16 protein-coding genes are annotated in these 17,318 nt (G+C 69.7%); 12 read left to right on the forward strand and 4 right to left on the reverse strand.

Going from position 1 to position 17,318, the window contains the following annotated elements:
- Window positions 1–4: 4 nt before the first annotated feature.
- Both GGR66_RS18855 and GGR66_RS18860 read right to left on the reverse strand, forming a co-directional pair.
- Complete coding sequence (locus GGR66_RS18855) at window positions 5–511, reverse strand: cupin (RefSeq protein WP_184449857.1); 507 nt, start codon at window positions 509–511, stop codon at window positions 5–7.
- 146 nt (window positions 512–657) lie between these two features.
- A complete protein-coding gene (locus tag GGR66_RS18860) occupies window positions 658–2,280 on the reverse strand; it encodes a SulP family inorganic anion transporter (RefSeq protein WP_184449859.1) in 1,623 nt (540 codons plus the stop codon).
- Between the two features lie 298 nt (window positions 2,281–2,578).
- Between GGR66_RS18860 and GGR66_RS18865 the strand changes: the two genes are divergently transcribed.
- The 4 genes from GGR66_RS18865 to GGR66_RS18880 all read left to right on the forward strand — a co-directional run bounded on the left by GGR66_RS18865 (window position 2,579) and on the right by GGR66_RS18880 (window position 5,471).
- Window positions 2,579–2,998 carry a hypothetical protein gene (locus GGR66_RS18865; RefSeq protein WP_184449861.1) on the forward strand — a complete coding sequence of 140 codons (420 nt, stop codon included), beginning with the start codon at window positions 2,579–2,581 and terminating at the stop codon, window positions 2,996–2,998.
- Between the two features lie 218 nt (window positions 2,999–3,216).
- Entirely contained in the window at window positions 3,217–3,417 is a 201-nt protein-coding gene (locus tag GGR66_RS18870; RefSeq protein ID WP_184449863.1) for a hypothetical protein, read from the forward strand.
- Window positions 3,418–3,458: 41 nt separating this feature from the next.
- Entirely contained in the window at window positions 3,459–4,559 is a 1,101-nt protein-coding gene (locus tag GGR66_RS18875) for a DUF3182 family protein (RefSeq protein ID WP_184449865.1), read from the forward strand.
- A gap of 3 nt (window positions 4,560–4,562) precedes the next feature.
- Window positions 4,563–5,471, forward strand: coding sequence for an alpha/beta fold hydrolase (locus tag GGR66_RS18880; protein WP_184449867.1), 909 nt, complete (start codon window positions 4,563–4,565; stop codon window positions 5,469–5,471).
- A gap of 250 nt (window positions 5,472–5,721) precedes the next feature.
- Here GGR66_RS18880 and GGR66_RS18885 read toward each other — a convergent pair whose 3' ends face one another.
- A complete protein-coding gene (locus tag GGR66_RS18885) occupies window positions 5,722–6,051 on the reverse strand; it encodes a hypothetical protein (protein WP_184449869.1) in 330 nt (109 codons plus the stop codon).
- A gap of 311 nt (window positions 6,052–6,362) precedes the next feature.
- On the opposite strand from GGR66_RS18885, the gene GGR66_RS18890 reads away from it, so the two are divergent.
- The 8 genes from GGR66_RS18890 (at window position 6,363) to GGR66_RS18925 (ending at window position 16,080) form a co-directional block, all read left to right on the forward strand.
- Window positions 6,363–7,193: a p-hydroxycinnamoyl CoA hydratase/lyase gene (locus tag GGR66_RS18890; RefSeq protein ID WP_160964570.1), complete on the forward strand. Its 831-nt coding sequence runs from the start codon at window positions 6,363–6,365 to the stop codon at window positions 7,191–7,193.
- A gap of 80 nt (window positions 7,194–7,273) precedes the next feature.
- Entirely contained in the window at window positions 7,274–9,136 is a 1,863-nt protein-coding gene (locus tag GGR66_RS18895) for a feruloyl-CoA synthase (protein ID WP_184449870.1), read from the forward strand.
- 79 nt (window positions 9,137–9,215) lie between these two features.
- Window positions 9,216–10,622 (forward strand): alginate export family protein, encoded by a 1,407-nt coding sequence (locus GGR66_RS18900; protein ID WP_221236528.1) that lies wholly within the window; start codon window positions 9,216–9,218, stop codon window positions 10,620–10,622.
- 14 nt (window positions 10,623–10,636) lie between these two features.
- On the forward strand, window positions 10,637–11,959 hold the full coding sequence (locus GGR66_RS18905; RefSeq protein WP_184449872.1) for an MFS transporter: 1,323 nt from the start codon (window positions 10,637–10,639) through the stop codon (window positions 11,957–11,959).
- Between the two features lie 138 nt (window positions 11,960–12,097).
- A complete protein-coding gene (locus GGR66_RS18910; protein WP_184450095.1) occupies window positions 12,098–12,571 on the forward strand; it encodes a MarR family transcriptional regulator in 474 nt (157 codons plus the stop codon).
- A gap of 241 nt (window positions 12,572–12,812) precedes the next feature.
- On the forward strand, window positions 12,813–13,775 hold the full coding sequence (locus tag GGR66_RS18915) for a transporter (RefSeq protein WP_184450097.1): 963 nt from the start codon (window positions 12,813–12,815) through the stop codon (window positions 13,773–13,775).
- Window positions 13,776–13,805: 30 nt separating this feature from the next.
- On the forward strand, window positions 13,806–14,573 hold the full coding sequence (locus tag GGR66_RS18920) for a coniferyl-alcohol dehydrogenase (RefSeq protein ID WP_184449874.1): 768 nt from the start codon (window positions 13,806–13,808) through the stop codon (window positions 14,571–14,573).
- A 37-nt stretch (window positions 14,574–14,610) separates the two neighbouring features.
- Window positions 14,611–16,080: a benzaldehyde dehydrogenase gene (locus tag GGR66_RS18925; RefSeq protein WP_184449876.1), complete on the forward strand. Its 1,470-nt coding sequence runs from the start codon at window positions 14,611–14,613 to the stop codon at window positions 16,078–16,080.
- A 302-nt stretch (window positions 16,081–16,382) separates the two neighbouring features.
- On the opposite strand, the gene GGR66_RS18930 is transcribed toward GGR66_RS18925, so the two are convergent.
- Entirely contained in the window at window positions 16,383–17,282 is a 900-nt protein-coding gene (locus GGR66_RS18930) for a helix-turn-helix domain-containing protein (RefSeq protein ID WP_184449878.1), read from the reverse strand.
- Between the last annotated feature and the right edge of the window lie 36 nt (window positions 17,283–17,318).

Consider the following 17,318-nt stretch of genomic DNA (forward strand, 5'->3'; position numbering starts at 1 on the left):
GAGGTCAATCGACGGCGGTAGGCTTCAGCCAATACTCCAGCAATGGCCCATCCGCCCCGAGCAGCGGGTCACTCTGCGGAAATGGCACCTGCGCGATCCGCTGCAGCATGGCCGCCGTGGGCGCCTCCCGGCAGATGTCCCAGTCCTGGCCGGCCGGATAAGCGCCGACGACCATGAAGTCGGCGCTGGCGGACAGCCGGCAGTGGCCGGTGCCGGCCGGCAGCAACAGGGCATCGCCGGCCGCGAGCGCGACCTCGACGCCGCCCGGGCCGCCGAGCAGCACACGGGCGCTGCCGCGGGCGACGCCCAGTACCTCGTGCGCGGTGGAGTGGTAGTGGTGGTAATCGTAGATGCCGTCGCGCCATTGCGGCGGCCAGCCGTGGGCGCCGAAGCGGCGTTCGAAACCGTCGGCGTCGATAGCGCCAACGCAATGCCGATAGTGCAGCACCGGCAGGAACGGATGGTTGGGCACCCAGTCGTGCGGCGGCAGTTGCCAGTGGTCCAGCGGCATCGCGGTTCTCCTGCACGGTCGTCGGCAGGCCGATGCTAATCGGTCGATGTCGTCGCCATGTCGCCACAGAACGCAAGCGCGGTGGCGGTCGCGCGGCGTGCCTGCTGCCCACGCGATGTGCCGTATCGTGCTGTGCCCGGATTGCCTCAATGCAGGGGCGCACTCTCCACGTCGCCGTGCTGATGCGTACCCAGCCGCCCGACCATTGCCGCACTGCTCGGGTTCAGTCCGACCACATGGACCTGCGCGCCGTGGCGGCGGAACTTCAGCACCACCTGGTCCAGTGCGCCGATAGCGCTGATGTCCCAGACGTGCGCCTGGCTCAGATCCAGGGTGACCCGCGCCGGCGCATGGGCGAAGTCGAAGGCGCCGGCGAAGCTGCCGGCCGAGGCGAAGAACAGCTGGCCGCGGATGCGGTAGGTGTGGCCGCCATCGGCGTCCTGGCTTCTGGCGATATCGAGCATGCGCCCGACCTTGCGCGCGAAGAACAGCGCCGACAGCAACACCCCGGTGAGCACGCCGCGCGCCAGGTCGTGGGTGGCCACGGTCACTACGACGGTGCCGAGCATCACCACGCTGGAGCTGGCCGGGTGGGTACGCAGCTGCACCAGCGAGCGCCAGCTGAACGTGCCCACCGAGACCATGATCATCACCGCCACCAACGCGGCCATCGGGATCTGCCGTACCCAGGCGCCGGCGAACACCACCAGCAGCAACAGCACGCTGCCGGCGACCAGCGCGGACAGGCGGCCGCGCCCGCCGGATTTCACGTTGATCACCGACTGCCCGATCATCGCGCAGCCGGCCATGCCGCCGAACAGGCCGCTGACGATGTTGGCCACGCCCTGGCCCACGCATTCGCGGTTCTTGTCGCTGGGCGTGTCGGTCATGTCGTCGACGATCTGTGCGGTCATCATCGACTCGAGCAGGCCGACCACCGCCATCGTCGCCGCGACCGGGAACACGATCCGCAGCGTCTCCAGCGTCCACGGCACGGTCGGCAACAGCAGGCTGGGCAGGCGATCGGGCAGTTGCCCCTTGTCGCCGACGGTGGGCACGTGGATGCCGAAGTACAGCGCCAGTCCGGTCAACAGCACGATGGTCACCAACGGCGGCGGTACGGCCAGCCCGCGCGTCCAGCGGTGCCCGAGCAGCAGCGCCGTCGCACCGCCCACGGCGACCGGCAGCAGCGTCCACGGCGCCATGCTACCTGCGGTCAATGCCGCGCCCAGCACCAGCAGCCACAGGCCGATGCCGGGGAAGCTGCGTCGCGACAGCCAGGGCAGGCCGTAGATCAGCAACAGCCCCAGCGCCACCAGTGGGTACACCGGCACGGGCACGCCGATCAGTTCGGGCAGTTGCGCCATGAAGATCAGGATCGCCAGCGCGTTGACGAAGCCGGTGATCACCGAGCGCGAGACGAAGCGCATCAGCGCGCCGAGCTTGAACAGTCCGGCCAGGATCTGCAGCACGCCGGTCAGCAGCGTGGCCGCCAGCAGGTAGGGCAGGCCGTGCTGTTTGACCAGACCGATCATCAGCAGCGCCATCGCGCCGGTGGCGGCGGAGATCATGCCGGGGCGTCCACCGGCGAAGGCGATGGTGACGCAGATGCAGAAGGCGGCGTACAGGCCGATCTTGGGGTCGACCCCGGCGATGATCGAGAACGCGATCGCCTCGGGAATCAGCGCCAGTGCGACGACCAGGCCGGCGAGCACGTCGCCACGGAGATTGCCGCACCAGGATTGGCGCAGGGAAGAGAAAAGCTTCAAGGTAGACACTCCCGACACCGCCCTGTCGCAGGGCAGCGCTCGCTGTATGCAATGGAAAACCAGCAACCTGCGGCCAGCCGTCGAGGCGGGCCGATGCGAGCGGCGGGGTTCAGGGTGGTGTCATGGGAAGCGCGTGGTGAGGGATCGGCGCGAGCAGAGGCGCGTCGCCAGTATACGCGACGGCTGTCGCCGCGCCCGCTGTGACCGCATCCACGCTGCCGCCATCGTGCGACTCACGTTGCGCTCACTTTCGCCGCGCAGAATGTGGCAATCGCAACGCCGCATCGTGGAGTCGGCCATGCAGGATCTACGCATCGATCATGTCGATGGCGCCTTGTCCGCCCTGGACCAGGCCGACCCTCAGTACAAGGCGGCGCTATGGCAGTGGGCGTGCCTGGAAATGCTGCACGAGACGCTCAGCGCCATGCACCAGCTCTCGCACCGCGCCGGCGTGGCCGAACTGGTCGCCGATGCCTGGCTGGCACCGGTCGATGTCATCGCGCCGGAGCAACCGTTCCTGGAGCGCGCCGCACTGGCCGATCCCCGCGTGCCGGCGTTCGCACTGGCGTTGGATGCGGCGTCGTCGCGGCAGTCGCGCGCCGAGCTGTGGCGCAGCGGCTACGCCAGTGCGGTGCAGGCCACCTTGCAGGGCATGCAGGCATTGGCCGGCAAGCACCGGATCGACGCGCGGTTGCCGCAGCACGCCGCAACTGCCTGAGCGCTGCGCGGAGCGCGCCATTCGTGCTGCTGCGCCTTCGGGCGGCCGTGATAACGCGGCACGCGCTTTGCTCGTACTGAGTCGTCTTCGTCGCTAGCTTCGGCCGTGCGCGGCAGGCCGCAGCACCGCCTCGGCATTGCGCTTCGCTGGTCGCGCAATGACACGCGCACCACATCGCGTTCACCCCCATGCGACGGCCTTCGCGACAGCCTGGGTGCATGCGCCACGACGACCGCCATCCTGCGGCTCCCCCTTCCGCGCCCTCGCCGCCACCGCGGCGCGTGCGCGACGCCAGCGGCACGTCCGAAGCCGCGGCCTGGTGGCGGCAGCTGCGTGGCAGCCGGTGGTTGGGCGCAGTCGTGGTGCTGCTGTTGCTGGCGCTGGTCGTCGTGTTCCTGCTGCGCTGGGGCGGCGCGTGACCTAGGCAGTGCGCCTTCCCGATCCGCATGGAGCATCCCATATGGCCCGATCCGCTCCCCATGCTCAGGTACGCGCCTGCCATCTGCGCGAGGCCGCGTCCGCTGGCCATGAGGCGGCCACGCATGCCTGGGTGGTCGCCGAAGTGGCGCGCCTGATGCATCTGCCGTTGCACGAGGAAGGCTGTGCTGCCGGAGCCTGTGCGTTCTGCGTGCCGGACGAAACCCTCACCACCGCGCAGGCCGAACAGTTCGGCGTGCATGCCGCAGCCGATCTGCTTGGCGGCGTGGTGCCGCATGCCTTCGTCGCGACCAAGGCGATCAGCCATCCGCTGATCGATGCCGATACGCAGGCGCCGGATGGCTGGCAACCGGACCTGGGCGTGGCGCTGGCGTCGGCCACGCTGCCGGGCTACACCGCCTTCAGCGCGGCGGACGCCCGGCGCGCGTATGCGCGCCTGTGCGAGGGCGGCCAGGTGCGGCTGAAGCTGCCGCATGGGGTCGGTGGACTGGGGCAGGTGTTGCTTGGCGATGCGCAGGCGCTGGATGCCGCGCTGGCGGCACTGCCCGCACAGGAGCTGCACCAGCATGGCGTGGTACTGGAACGGCATCTGCACCAGCCGACCACCTTCAGCGTCGGCGAAACCCACTGCGCCGGCGTGACCATCGCCTACTGCGGCACGCAATCGCTCACCCGTGACAGTAGCGGCCGCGAGGCGTACGGCGGCTCGGAACTGCACGTGATCCGCGGCACCCTCGACACGCTGCTGGAGCAGCCATTGCCGCCGCGCCAGCGCACCGCGGTGATGAAAGCGCGCGATTACGATCGACTGGTGGCCGCGGCCTATCCCGGCTTCTATGCCTCGCGGCGCAACTACGACGTGATCGAGGGCCTGGTGCCCGACGGCAGCGTCGCCTGCGGCGTGCTCGAGCAGTCCTGGCGTGTCGGCGGCGCCACGCCGGCGGAACTGGCCGCGGTCGCCGCGTTCCAGCAGTCGCCGACGCTGCAGCGCGTGGTCGCCGCCACCGTCGAACGGTACGGTGCGCATCCGCCGCCGCCGGCCGGGGCGCAGGTCTACTACGTCGGCGAGGAGCCGCGCACCGGCCTGCTGACCAAGTACCGCTACATGCGCAGCGCGGCCTGATCCATGGAAGCCGAACTTTCCAGCATCGACATCGCAGTGGATGGCGCATCCCTCAGCGGCACCCTGCTGACGCCGACCAGCCGCCTGCCCGGCGTGCTGTTCGTGCATGGCTGGGGTGGCAATCAGCACCACAACCTGGTGCGCGCGCGCGAGGCGGCGGGCCTGGGCTGCGTCTGTCTGACCTTCGACCTGCGTGGCCACGAAGGCCTGGCGGCGATGCGCGAGACGGTGACGCGCGCGCAGAATCTGGACGACATCAAGGCGGCCTACGATCGCCTGGCGGCGTCGCCGCAGGTGGATCCGGAGGCGATCGCAGTGGTGGGGCTGAGCTACGGCGGCTATCTGGCCGCGTTGCTGACCCTGGAGCGCCCGGTGGAGTGGCTGGCGCTGCGCTCGCCGGCGCTGTACAAGGACGCGCACTGGGATGGCCCGAAAGTCGCGCTGAACCGCGATCCGGACCTGATGCCGTACCGGCACCGCGTGGTGGCGCCGGCGGACAACCGCGCCCTGGCGGCATGCCAACGCTATCGCGGCGATGTGCTGCTGGTGGAGGCCGAGCGCGACGTGATCGTGCCCGGGCAGGTGCTGAGGAACTACGCCGCCGCGTTCTCCAACGCACGCTCGCTGACCACGCGCACGATCGCCGGCGCCGATCACGCGCTGACCGAGAAGGCGCACCAGGCCGCCTACACGCGCTATTTGATCGACTGGTTGACCGACATGGTGATCGGACGCCGCGTGGCGCTGGCCAGCAGCGTGGTCGAACGGCGCAAGCAGCGGCTCAAGCGCAGCGAGGGCGATGCAGCGACGGCGCCGGGCCAGGGGTCGAACGCGTTCCACGGCCGTCTCGAAGCGAAGGAGCGCAGCGCCCCGCCGCCTACTTCCACCTCGCCGCCCACTTCGTCGCGTTGAGCCGTATGCAGCGCGGGAGGCGTGTGACCGCTGCACGCGGCGCATGCCGCGAATGTGCCGTGTGCGCGATGGTGTGCTAGCCGGTTGTCGCTGCTGTGCCGGCAGGCGGCGCCCTGGGCGCTTTCAATAACGCCCGAAGACTCGTCGTAGGAGCGGCTTCAGCCGCGACAGCAGTTCCCAGTAACGCCAGTCGCGGCTGAAGCCGCTCCTACATGGGCGACGATGAGATCCCCGCTGCGCGAGGCGCTCTTCAGTGACAACGCCCCGCATGCGCCAGGTGCTGCCAGGCATGCCGCACCAGCCAGCGCGCCTCGTCCCATGGCACCGACAGCATCGGCGCGCATTGGTGATAGGCGTCCTGCAGCACGCGGTACAACTGCGCCTCGCTGGCGCGCGGGTAGGCCAGGTACACGTCGTAGCCGATCTTCAGCAACTGCGCGTAGTCGGTGAAGCCCTGGTGGCCGAGGCGGCCCTCGGCGTGGGCCTGGCGCCAATACGCCATCTCCGCGTCCAGATCGACGGCATGGCGGTGCTGATGCGCAGGATGCGCAGGCTGGGAAAGTGCGGAGGCGGTGTGCATGGACGTCACTCCGATGTCGGCGATCCCCTGTGATGCCGATCCTAGCCGATGAACGAAGGCTGACCGTGAGGGAGGCGTTTGCCGGGCGTGAAGCCGCGCCGTCGTCGGCCTGAGGACCAGTCGCGGGCTGGGATGGCCCACACCCTGCGTCGCTTGGCCCTTTGATTGCAGGCATCTCCGGCGGCACCTGAGGACTGCGTGTCATGGCGGCCGGGCATGCTGCACTGCAGCTTGCGCCGAAATAATGATGATCTATAACTATTATCAGTCCTAAGTGATCCTTCCTCCCCTCCCCCCATGCAGGCCTATCCATGAGCAGCTACCAAGACCGCTGGCAGACCGTCCAGGTCGAGATCGACGCAGGCATCGCCTGGGTCACCCTGAACCGGCCGGACAAGCGCAACGCGATGAGCCCCACCCTCAATCGCGAAATGATCGACGTGCTGGAGACGCTGGAACTGGACAGCAGCGCCGAGGTGCTGGTGCTGACCGGCGCCGGCGAATCCTGGTCGGCCGGCATGGATCTGAAGGAATACTTCCGCGAGACCGACGGCAGGGAAGAGATCGTGCAGGAGCGCATGCGCCGCGACTGCTCGCAGTGGCAGTGGCGCCTGCTGCGCTTCTACAGCAAGCCGACCATCGCTGCGGTCAACGGCTGGTGCTTCGGCGGTGCGTTCTCGCCGCTGGTGGCCTGCGACCTGGCCATCGCCGCCGACGAGGCGGTGTTCGGGCTGTCGGAGATCAACTGGGGCATTCCCCCGGGCAACCTGGTCAGCAAGGCGGTTGCCGACACCATGGGCCACCGCAACGCCATGCTCTACATCATGACCGGGCGTACCTTCACCGGCACCGAGGCGGCGCAGATGGGCCTGGTCAATGCCAGCGTGCCGCGTGCGCAGTTGCGTGACGAGGTGACCAAGCTGGCGCAGGAACTGCAGCAGAAGAATCCGGTGGTGCTGCGCTTCGCCAAGCACGGCTTCAAGCGCTGCCGCGAGCTGACCTGGGAGCAGAACGAGGACTATCTGTACGCCAAGGTCGACCAGTCCAATCACCGCGATCCCGAGAAGGGCCGGCAACAGGGCCTGAAGCAATTCCTGGACGACAAAACCATCAAGCCCGGTCTGCAGACCTACAAGCGCTGACCCGTCGCGTCGCCTGCGGCCCGCGGGGCCGCGGCGGCGTTGCCGCACGCCGTACCGTCTCTTTCCTCCGGATGGTTCCGATGAATGCCGCTGAGTCCGTTGCCACCGCCGTGCGCTACCGTCCTGTCGGACTGAGCCACGCGGACACCGAGGTCCACCGCGATGCCGACGGCGTGCTGCGCCTGCGCGCGCGCGAACCGCTGGCGCCGCTGCCAAGGCACCTGCTGCAGCGCCTGCAGCACTGGGCGCTGCACACCCCCGATGCGACCTTCGTGGCGCAGCGCGACGAAGACGGGCAGTGGCGGCGCCTGAGCTACGCGCAGATGCTCGAGCGCACCCGCCGCATCGCCGCCCATCTGCTGGACATGGGGCTGTCGGCGCATCGGCCGCTGGCGATCCTGTCCGGCAACGACCTGGAGCACCTGCAACTGGCATTCGCGGCGATGTACGCCGGCATCCCGTACTGCCCGGTGTCGCCGGGCTATGCGCTGCTGTCGCGCGACTACGCCAAGCTGCGGCATGTGGCCGAGGTGCTGCGTCCCGGCCTGCTGTTCGCCAGCGACGGTGCGGCGTTCGCCCCGGCGATCGCTGCGGTGTTCCCCGCCGATGTGCCGGCGGTGTGCGTGCGCGGCAAGCTGGGCGACCGCGCCTGCCTGCGCTTCGAGGACCTGCTGGCGCCGCGTGCGCTGGATGCCGCCGATGCGGCCTTCGCCGCCTGCGGCCCGGACAGCATCGCCAAGTTCCTGTTCACCTCCGGCTCCACCCTGCTGCCCAAGGCGGTGATCACCACCCAGCGCATGCTGTGCGCCAACCAGCAGATGCTGTTGCAGACCTTCCCGGTGCTCGGCGAGACGCCGGTGCTGGTCGACTGGCTGCCGTGGAATCACACCTTCGGCGGCAGCCACAACATCGGCATCGCCCTGTACAACGGCGGCAGCTTCTACCTCGACGACGGCAAGCCGACCCCGGCGCTGTTCGAGCAGACCCTGCGCAACCTGCGCGAGATCGCGCCCACCGTGTACCTGAGCGTGCCGCGCGGCTGGGAACAACTGGCGCAGGCGCTGGAACAGGACGCGGCGTTGCGCGAGACCTTCCTGTCGCGCATGCGCATGTTCTTCTTCGCCGCCGCGGCGCTGTCGCAGGAAGTATGGGATCGCCTGGAACGCATCGCCGAGGCGCACTGCGGCGAGCGCATCCGCATGCTCGCCGGCCTGGGCATGACCGAGTGCGCGCCGTCGTGCACCTTCACCCACGGCACCAGCAACACGCCCGGCGACGTCGGCGTGCCGGCGCCGGGCTGCGAGGTCAAGCTGGTGCCGGTCGGCGACAAGCTGGAAGCGCGCTTCCGCGGGCCGCACGTGATGCCGGGCTACTGGAACGCGCCGCAGCAGACCGCCGAGGCCTTCGACGAAGAAGGGTTCTATCGCTCCGGCGATGCGCTCAAGCCGATCGATCCGCAGCACCCCGAGCGCGGCCTGCTGTTCGACGGACGCCTGGCCGAGGATTTCAAGCTGTCCTCCGGCGTGTTCGTCAGCGTCGGCCCGTTGCGCACACGGGTGTTGATGGAGGGCGCCGCCTACGTGCAGGACGTGGTGGTCACCGGCGCCGACCGCGACGCCATCGGCCTGCTGCTGTTCCCGCGGCTGGATGCGTTGCAGGCGCTGTCGGGGCTGCCCGCGCAGGCCGACGCGGCGCAGGTGCTGCAGGCGCCGCCGGTGCGCGCCTGGCTGCAGCGGCTGCTGGACACGCTCAACCGCAGCGCCACCGGCAGCGCCAGCCATGTCGCGCGCGCGGCGTGGCTGGAGCAGCCGCCGAATCTGGAAGCGGGCGAAATCACCGACAAGGGTTCGATCAATCAGCGCAACGTGCTGCGCGCACGCGCGGCGTTGGTCGAACAGCTCTACGCCGGGACCGCGCCGGGCGCTGTCGCGGCGCCGTCATGACCGGGCCGCCCCGGCGCGGCACCGCATAGGCGGATCGCGCTTCTTCGCACCACTGGCTTCGAGACTTGGGAGGGAATCGATGACTGTGCCTCTTGCGCGCGCGCGGCGTGCGCCCCGTAGCGTGTGCCTGGCAATTCTGTGCAGCGTCGGCTGCGGCCAGGCCAATGCCGAACCCGACGGCCCGCAGGGCAAGCTGCTGGCCGATCAGGAAGACTATTCGGCGCTGGCGGCGCGTCCGCGCCAGGGCTGGGAGAAGTGGAAGTACATCCCGCTCGGCGATGGCTGGCTCAGCCTCGGCGGCGAGAGCCGCACGCTGTATGACTACCGCGAGCACGCCGGCTTCGGTCGCTTCGCCACCGATCCGCACGGCTACGCGCAGCAGCGCCTGCGGCTGTGGGCGGACTACCGGCCCTCGGCGTATGTGCGCCTGTTCGGCGAACTCGCCGACAGCCGGGTCGCTGGCCTGCAGACGCGGCCGGTGCAGGCCACCGACCGCAACCCGCTGGACCTGGCGCAGGGCTTCGTCGAGCTGTCCGACGGACAGCCGCAACCGGCCTGGCGCCTGCGCGCCGGCCGCCAGCAGATCGCCTATGCCTGGCAGCGCCTGCTCGACCCGCGCGATCCGGCCAATTCGCGCATGCCGTTCGATGCGGTGCGGCTGCTGACCCGGCAGCCGCGCTGGAGCGGTGGCCTGCTGTGGGGGCGCCCGGTGCTGACCCGCACCGGCAGTTTCGACGACCGCAGCAACCGCGACCAGCGCCTGTGGGGCGCGCACGCCGAAGTGCCGCTGGCGCCCAGCCAGCCGAAGGCGGCGCTGCTGGAGACGCTGTACTTGGACACCGTGCAGGACGGGCGCCGCTATGGCGGCGTGGTCGGCGAGGAGCATCGGCGCACCTTGTCCACGCGCCTGAGCGGCGCCGTGCAGGGCTGGGACTACGACCTGGAGCTGATCGGCCAGCGCGGCCGTTTCGCCGGCCAGCGCGTGCGCGCCTGGCAGGGCACGCTGTTCGGCGGCTACACCTTCGCCGCGACGGCATGGACGCCGCGCCTGGGCTGGCGCATGGAGGCGTCCTCCGGCGACCGCGATCCGCGCGACGGCGAACTGAACACCTTCAACGGCCTGTACGCGCGTGCCTCGGTGTTCGACGGCAGCATGATCAGCAGCAACGTGCGTTCGTTCGGCCCGGAACTGGTGCTGCGCCCCAGCGAACGGCTGTGGATCGACATGTACGTGCTGAAGCTGCAACGGCAGAGCCTGCACGACGGCGTGTACGCAGCCGGCTGGCGGGTGCTGCAACCGGGTGACGCCAACGACGCGCGCGATATCGGCACGCGCTCGGTGCTGTGGGTGAAGTACCGCTTCAACGCCTTCGCCAGCCTGGACGTGTACGCCCACTACACCCAGGCCGGGCCGTTCCTGCGCGAGGGACCGGTGCGCGGCCGCGACTATTTCTACATCGCCCCCTTCCTGACCCTGCGCTTCTGAGCCGGAGCCTTTCCATGCGCGATTCGCTGCCATCGTCTGCGCCGTACCGCCCGCTGTATGCGTGGTACGTCACCCTCGTGCTGTTGCTGGCCTACACGCTGTCCTTCGTCGACCGGCAGATCCTGGGTCTGCTGGTGCAGCCGATCAAGCGCGACCTGCAGTTGTCCGACTCGGCCTTCAGCCTGGTCCACGGCTTCGCCTTCGCGGTGTTCTACACGCTGATCGGGGTGATGCTGGGTCGCGTCGCCGACCGCCGCAACCGCCGCAACCTGATCGTGCTCGGCGTGGTGGTGTGGATCGCGGCGACCGCTGCCGGTGCCTACGTCACCAGCTTCTTCACCCTGTTCCTGGCGCGGGTGTTCGTCGGTGTCGGCGAGGCCTCGCTGTCGCCGGCGGCGTACTCGATGCTGGCCGACTACTTCCCGCCGGAAAAGCGTGCGCGGGCGATGAGCGTGTACACCTCCGGCGTCTACATCGGCTCGGCGGCGGCGTTCATCGTCGGCGGCCTGGTGATCGCGGCCACCAGCAAGGAGAGCATGGTGGTGCTGCCGCTGCTGGGCAGCTTCCGGCCCTGGCAGGCGGCCTTCATCCTGGTCGCGCTGCCCGGGCTGGCGGTGATCGCGCTGATGGCCACCGTGCGCGAGCCGGCGCGGCGCGAGCAGGCCGCGGCGGTGCCCAGCGTGCGCCCGGACCTGAGCCACCTGCGCGACAACGCGCGGGTGTACGTGGCGCTGTTCCTGGCCAATGGCGTGATCGCGATGATCACCTTCGGCATCACCGCCTGGCTGCCGGCCACCTTCATCCGCCGCTGGCAGTGGACGCCGGGCGAGATCGGCCCGGCCTACGGCATCATCATCCTCACCTTCGGCATCGCCGGCATGCTGTTCAGCGGCTTCCTCGCCGACCGCCTGGCCGCGCGCGGCAACCGCGATGCGGCGCTGAAGATCTCGCTGGTCGGGGCCGTGCTGCTGGTGATCAGCAGCGCACTGTTCGCGGTCGCGCCGGGACCGTGGCCGGCACTGGCGGCGATCGCGCTGACCACGTTCGTGCTGGGCATGCCGGTGGCGCTGGCGCCGGCGATCCTGCAGGCGGTCACCCCGAACCGGCTGCGCGGCCAGGTCACCTCGATCTACCTGCTGCTGGTCAACCTGATCGGGCTGGGCCTGGGTCCTTTCCTGGTGGCGCTGGGCACCGACCACGTGCTCGCCGACGAGCGTCAGGTCGGCCTGTCGCTGGGCGTGGTGTGCATGGGCGCGGCGCTGCTCGGCGCGCTGTGCCTGTGGACGGCGGCCGCGCCGTACCGGGCGCTGCTGCGGCGCGTGGACGCGGCGTTGTGACCATGCGCGGCCATGCCCCTACAATGCAGCTGCGACGGTGTTGCCGGCCGGCGCCGATGGATGCGTGCGCATCCGCCGTGACCTGGTCGCAGGATGCCCCATGCAGGAAGCGCAGTGAGTTCGAAACCGAGTCCCGAGATGTCCAGCAGCGCGTTGCCCGCCGATCCGCATGTGGACAGCGTGGACCAGCGGCGCCTGACCAGCCTGATCGGCTACCGCATCACCCGGACAGAACTGCAGGTGCGGCGCCTGTTCCAGGATTGCGTGCGTGCCTTCGAACTGAAGCCGGTGGAGTATTCGCTGCTGGTGTTGGTGGACGCCAACCCCGGCATCAACCAGCGCCAACTGGGCGAAGTGCTGAGCGTGTCGCCGCCGAACCTGGCGATCGTGGTCGCGCGCCTGGTCAAGCGCAAACTGCTGCGCCAGGTGCGCGGGCGCCAGGACCGGCGCATGCAGCATTTGCATCTGACCGCTCCCGGCATTGCGCTGCTGGCGCAGGCCGAAGCCGAAGTGGTGCGCATGGAGCAGCAGCTCGGCACCGCGCTCGGTGCGACCTCGGCGCGCGCGCTGCTGCAGGCGCTGGACCGGCTGGACGCGCTCGAGCGTCTGTAGCGGCCCCCGGCGGCGCGGCTGGTTCCTGCCGCCCGCCCCGCTTTTTCACTGATTCGCGATCCGTCGCCAGCGTCCCGCTGACGGCGCGCGTCGCCGCGTGTCCGCACCCTGCGCGCGGCCACGCCCGTTCGCGTTCCTGTCTCTGTCCCCCCGCACCCCGCCGTTCCCCTTTCGCTTGGAGTGCCTGCCCGTGAAGCGTGTTCGCCACCGTGTCCCCTCGCCGTCGCGTGCCCGTGCGCGCCTGTCCCTGCTCGCCGTGCTGGCCATCGCCTGGGTCGCCCCGGCGGCCGCGCAATCGGTGCCGCAGAGCGCCACCTTGCCGACCGGCATCAATACCGGCGGCACCAGCTTCTTCGATGGTTTCAGCAAACCCAATCAGGGCTGGACGGCGATCCAGTACCTGCGCCGCTACGACTTCGATGCGATCAAGGACGCGCACGGCGACGACGTGCCGGTGTTCCGCGATCCGCACATCGGCTCCTCGGTGTGGGTGACCCAGGTGGCCTACCTCAGCGACTACAAGCTGTTCGGTGGTTCCCTCGGCATCACCGCGCTGGCTGCGCTCGTCGATCTGGACACCTCGTTCGCGTACGACAGCCCGGTGGCGCTGCGCGACAACGGCGCCGGCCTGGGCGACCTGACCATCGGCCCCTACCTGCAGATGGCGCCGGTGATCCGCGATGGCCGCCCGGTGTTCTCGCAGCGCTTCGAACTGGATGTGCTGGCGCCGATCGGCAAGTTCGACCGCAACCGCGACGTGAACCAGGGCTCAGGCTACTGGTCGGTGCTGCCGAGCTGGGCCTTCAGCATCCTGCCCACGCCGCGCTGGGAGATCAGCGGACGGCTCAACTACCTCTACAACTTCCGCGCCGACAAGGCCTCCAACGTGCCGCAGGGCGACGGCTTCGTGTTCCGCAACGGCCAGGCAGGCGACGCGGCGTGGCTCAACTTCGCCAGCTCGCTGGAAGTGGTCAAGGACCTGCACCTGGGCATCAACGGCTACTACCTCAAGCAGCTGCGCGACAACCGCACCAACGGCCAGCGCGTCGCCGACAGCAAGCAGACCCAGTTCTATCTCGGCCCGGGCCTGTCGTGGCGGATCGACCAGAAGAACATCTTCAACGCCAACTTCTACATGCCGGTGGAGGTCAAGAACGCACCTTCCGGCCACAACGTCAACCTGCAATACATCCACGTCTTCTGACGACCAACCCCGCAACGGACACGCGCTGCCATGAACCTGCATAACAAGACCCTCCTCGTCACCGGCGTGGCCTCCGGCATCGGCGCCGAGGTCGCGCGCCTGGCGCGCTTCCACGGTGCCACCGTGATCGGCATCGACCGCCAGCCGGTCAACATGACCCTGCACGGCTTTCACCAGGCCGATCTCGGCGATCCGGCCTCGATCGACGCGCTGGTGGCGCAGCTGCCCGAGCGCATCGACGCGCTGGCCAACATCGCCGGCGTGCCGGGGACCGCACCGGTGGACGTGGTGGCGAAGGTCAACTACCTGGGCCTGCGCCACCTCAGCCAGGCGTTGCTGCCGCGCATCGCGCCCGGCGGCAGCATCATCAACATCGCCTCCATTCTCGGCGCCGAGTGGCCGCAGCGGCTGGACCTGCACAAGCAACTGGCTGCCGCCGACAGCTACGCCGCCGGCAGCGACTGGCTGGCGGCGCATCCGGTGCCGCAGGCGACCTGCTACCAGTACTTCAAGGAAGCGCTGATCGTGTGGACGCTGCTGCGTTCGCGCGACTGGTTCGCCGACCATTCGGTGCGCGTCAACAGCGTCGCGCCCGGTCCGGTGTTCACGCCGATCCTGGGCGATTTCGTCACCATGCTCGGGCCCGAGCGGGTCCAGGCCGACGCCGGCAAGATGAAGCGCCCGGCCTATGCCGACGAGGTCGCCGAGGCGGTGGTGTTCCTGGCCTCCGATGCGGCGCGCTGGATCAACGGCGTCAACCTGCCGGTGGACGGCGGCCTGGCCGCCACCGCCCTCTGAACCACTTCTTCTTCCTCTTTCCACGAGAGCACACAGCATGCACAGCACCGAACCCCTGGCCGCCGCGTCCACCTGGAGCGAGCGCATCTTCAACGGCGAGTGGGTCGCCGCCCAGGGCGGCGTCCTCGAGGTGATCGAACCGGGCAGCGGCAAGCCGCTGCACCGCGTCGGCCAGGCCAATGCCGCCGACGTGACCGCGGCGGTGGCGCAGGCACGCGAGGCGCAACGCGCCTGGGCGGCCACGCCGCCGCGCGAGCGCGCGGCCGTGTTCCATCGCGCCGCGCAGGTATTGCACCAGCATGCAGCGGCGGCCGCGGCGCTGATCGCCCGCGAGACCGGCGGCATCCTGCCCAAGGGCGAGCACGAGGTGCGCGAGGCCATCGTGCTGCTGCAGCAGGCCGCGGCGATGCCGCTGCAGGCGCAGGGCCAGGTGCTGCCGAGCGCGCCGGGCCGGCTGAGCCTGGCGCGGCGCCTGCCGCTGGGCGTGGTCGGGGTGATCTCGCCGTTCAATTTCCCGCTGGTGCTGTCGTTGCGCTCGGTGGCGCCGGCGCTGGCGGTGGGCAATGCGGTGGTGCTTAAGCCCGATCCGCGCACGCCGTACGCGGGCGGCTTCGTCATTGCCGAAGTGCTGCAGCAGGCGGGCCTGCCGAAGGGCCTGCTGCACGTGCTACCGGGCGGCGCCGACGCCGGCCAGGCGCTGGTCGAGGCGCCGGGCGTGCCGATGATCGCGTTCACCGGTTCCACCGCCGCCGGCCGCCGCATCGGCGAGCTGGCCGGCAAGCACCTGAAGAAGGCCGCGCTGGAACTGGGCGGCAAGAATTCGCTGATCGTCCTCGACGATGCAGACCTGGACAAGGCGGTGTCGGCGATCGCGTTCGGCGCGTATTTCCATCAGGGCCAGATCTGCATGGCCACCGGCCGCGTGCTGGTCCAGCGCAGCATCGCCGCGGAACTGACCCGCCGCCTGGCCGAGAAGGCGCGGCACCTGCCGGTCGGCGATCCGGCCACCGCGCACGTCGCGCTCGGCCCGATCATCGACCAGCGCCAGCTGCAGCACGTCAAGGAGGTGGTCGATGCCTCGGTGGCGGCGGGTGCGGTGATCGAAGCCGGTGGCACCCACGACGGCCTGTTCTACGCCGCCACGGTGCTGTCGAACGTGCAGCCGGGCATGCCGGCGTTCGAGGAGGAAGTGTTCGGCCCGGTCGCCAATGTCATTGCCTTCGACAGCGACGACGAGGCGGTGGCGCTGGCCAACCAGACCGAATACGGCCTGTCGGCCGGCATTCTGTCTGCGTCGGTCGGCCGCGCGATGGCGCTGGGCGAGCGCCTGCATACCGGCCTGCTGCACATCAACGACCAGACCGTGGCCGATGAGGTGACCAACCCGTTCGGCGGCACCGGCGCCTCCGGCAACGGCACCAGCATGGGCGGCCCGGCCGACTGGGGCCAGTACACGCACTGGCAGTGGGTGACGATCCAGGACAGCGCGCCGCAGTATCCGTTCTGAGTGTTGATTCGCCGGGCGTCGCATCGGCGCCCGGTGATGCGGTGGCACGTAGTGAGTGCAGGGAGCGGCGTTTGCTCCGTTGTGTGCAGGTCGAGGCGCACGCGGCCTGCGCGTTCGGTGTGGCACCGGCACTGCATTGTGGGAGGGACTTCAGTCCCGGCGCCTCGGCGGCGATTCACCCTTGCCGCTGCTTTCGTCGCGGCTGAAGCCGCTCCTACACCGGACGACGCTGAAATATCCCTGTAAATCCTTGTAGGAGCGGCTTCAGCCGCGACCGGGCCGTCCCGACGACCCCCACTCGCTCACCCCTGCGCCCGCTGCCGGAACTGGATCGGCGAACACCCCGCATGCCGGCGGAAGCAGCGGCTGAAATACGCCGCATCCGCATAACCCAGGACTTCCGCGAGCTGCTGCACGGTCAAGGTGGTGTAGACCAGGCTGCGCCTTGCTTCGAGCATGATCCGCCGCTGCAGCAGTTCCAGTGCCGACGCCCCGGCCAGGCGCCGGCACAGCGCATTGAGATGGCTGCGGCTCAGCCCGAGCCGGTCGGCATAACGCGCCAGCGGCCAATGTTCACGGTAATGCGCGTCGATCAGCGCGGTGTAGGCGCGCACATGGCGCGCGCCGCGGTCGGCATCGTGCGGATCGGCATGGACATGTGCCAGTGCGCCGCGTGCAGCCCAGAGCAGGGCCTGGGTCGCCAGCGCCTGCAGCATCGGCTCGCGGCCGGGGCGGCGTTGCGCGTGTTCGGCGGCGATGGCGGCGAAGCAGGCATCGAGCATCGGTTGCTGGTCGCCCGCGGGCAGGCATAGCGGCCGTGCCAGCGCTTCGTCCAGACTCGGCCACTGCGCCGCCAGGCGCTGCCTTAGCGGTGCCGACACGGTCACGATGTGGCCGCGCACGTTGCGCTGGAAGCGGAAGCCGTGCACGCACAGCGGCGGCAACAGCAGCAGGCACGGGCCGCGCAGACGCTGCTGCGTTCCGTCCAAGTGCAGGCCGGCGCTGCCGCGCTGCAGATACAGCAGTTGCAGCAGGTCGTCGTGGCGGTGCGGGCGGATATGCCAGTCGTGCAGGCGGCTGCGCGCGGCGATGGATTCCCAGTGCAACAGGTCCGGTGTCTCGCGATCGCCGGTCTCGCCGTACAGGCGGAAGGCCGGGACCGTGACGGGCGACGCGACAGCGGCGGAAGCAGTGCGGGGCATCGGCGAAAAGTACCGGAATCGGTCGCGATGATCCAT

It is taken from the genome of Xanthomonas sp. 3498 (assembly GCF_014199795.1).
Classification (GTDB): domain Bacteria; phylum Pseudomonadota; class Gammaproteobacteria; order Xanthomonadales; family Xanthomonadaceae; genus Xanthomonas_A; species Xanthomonas_A rydalmerensis.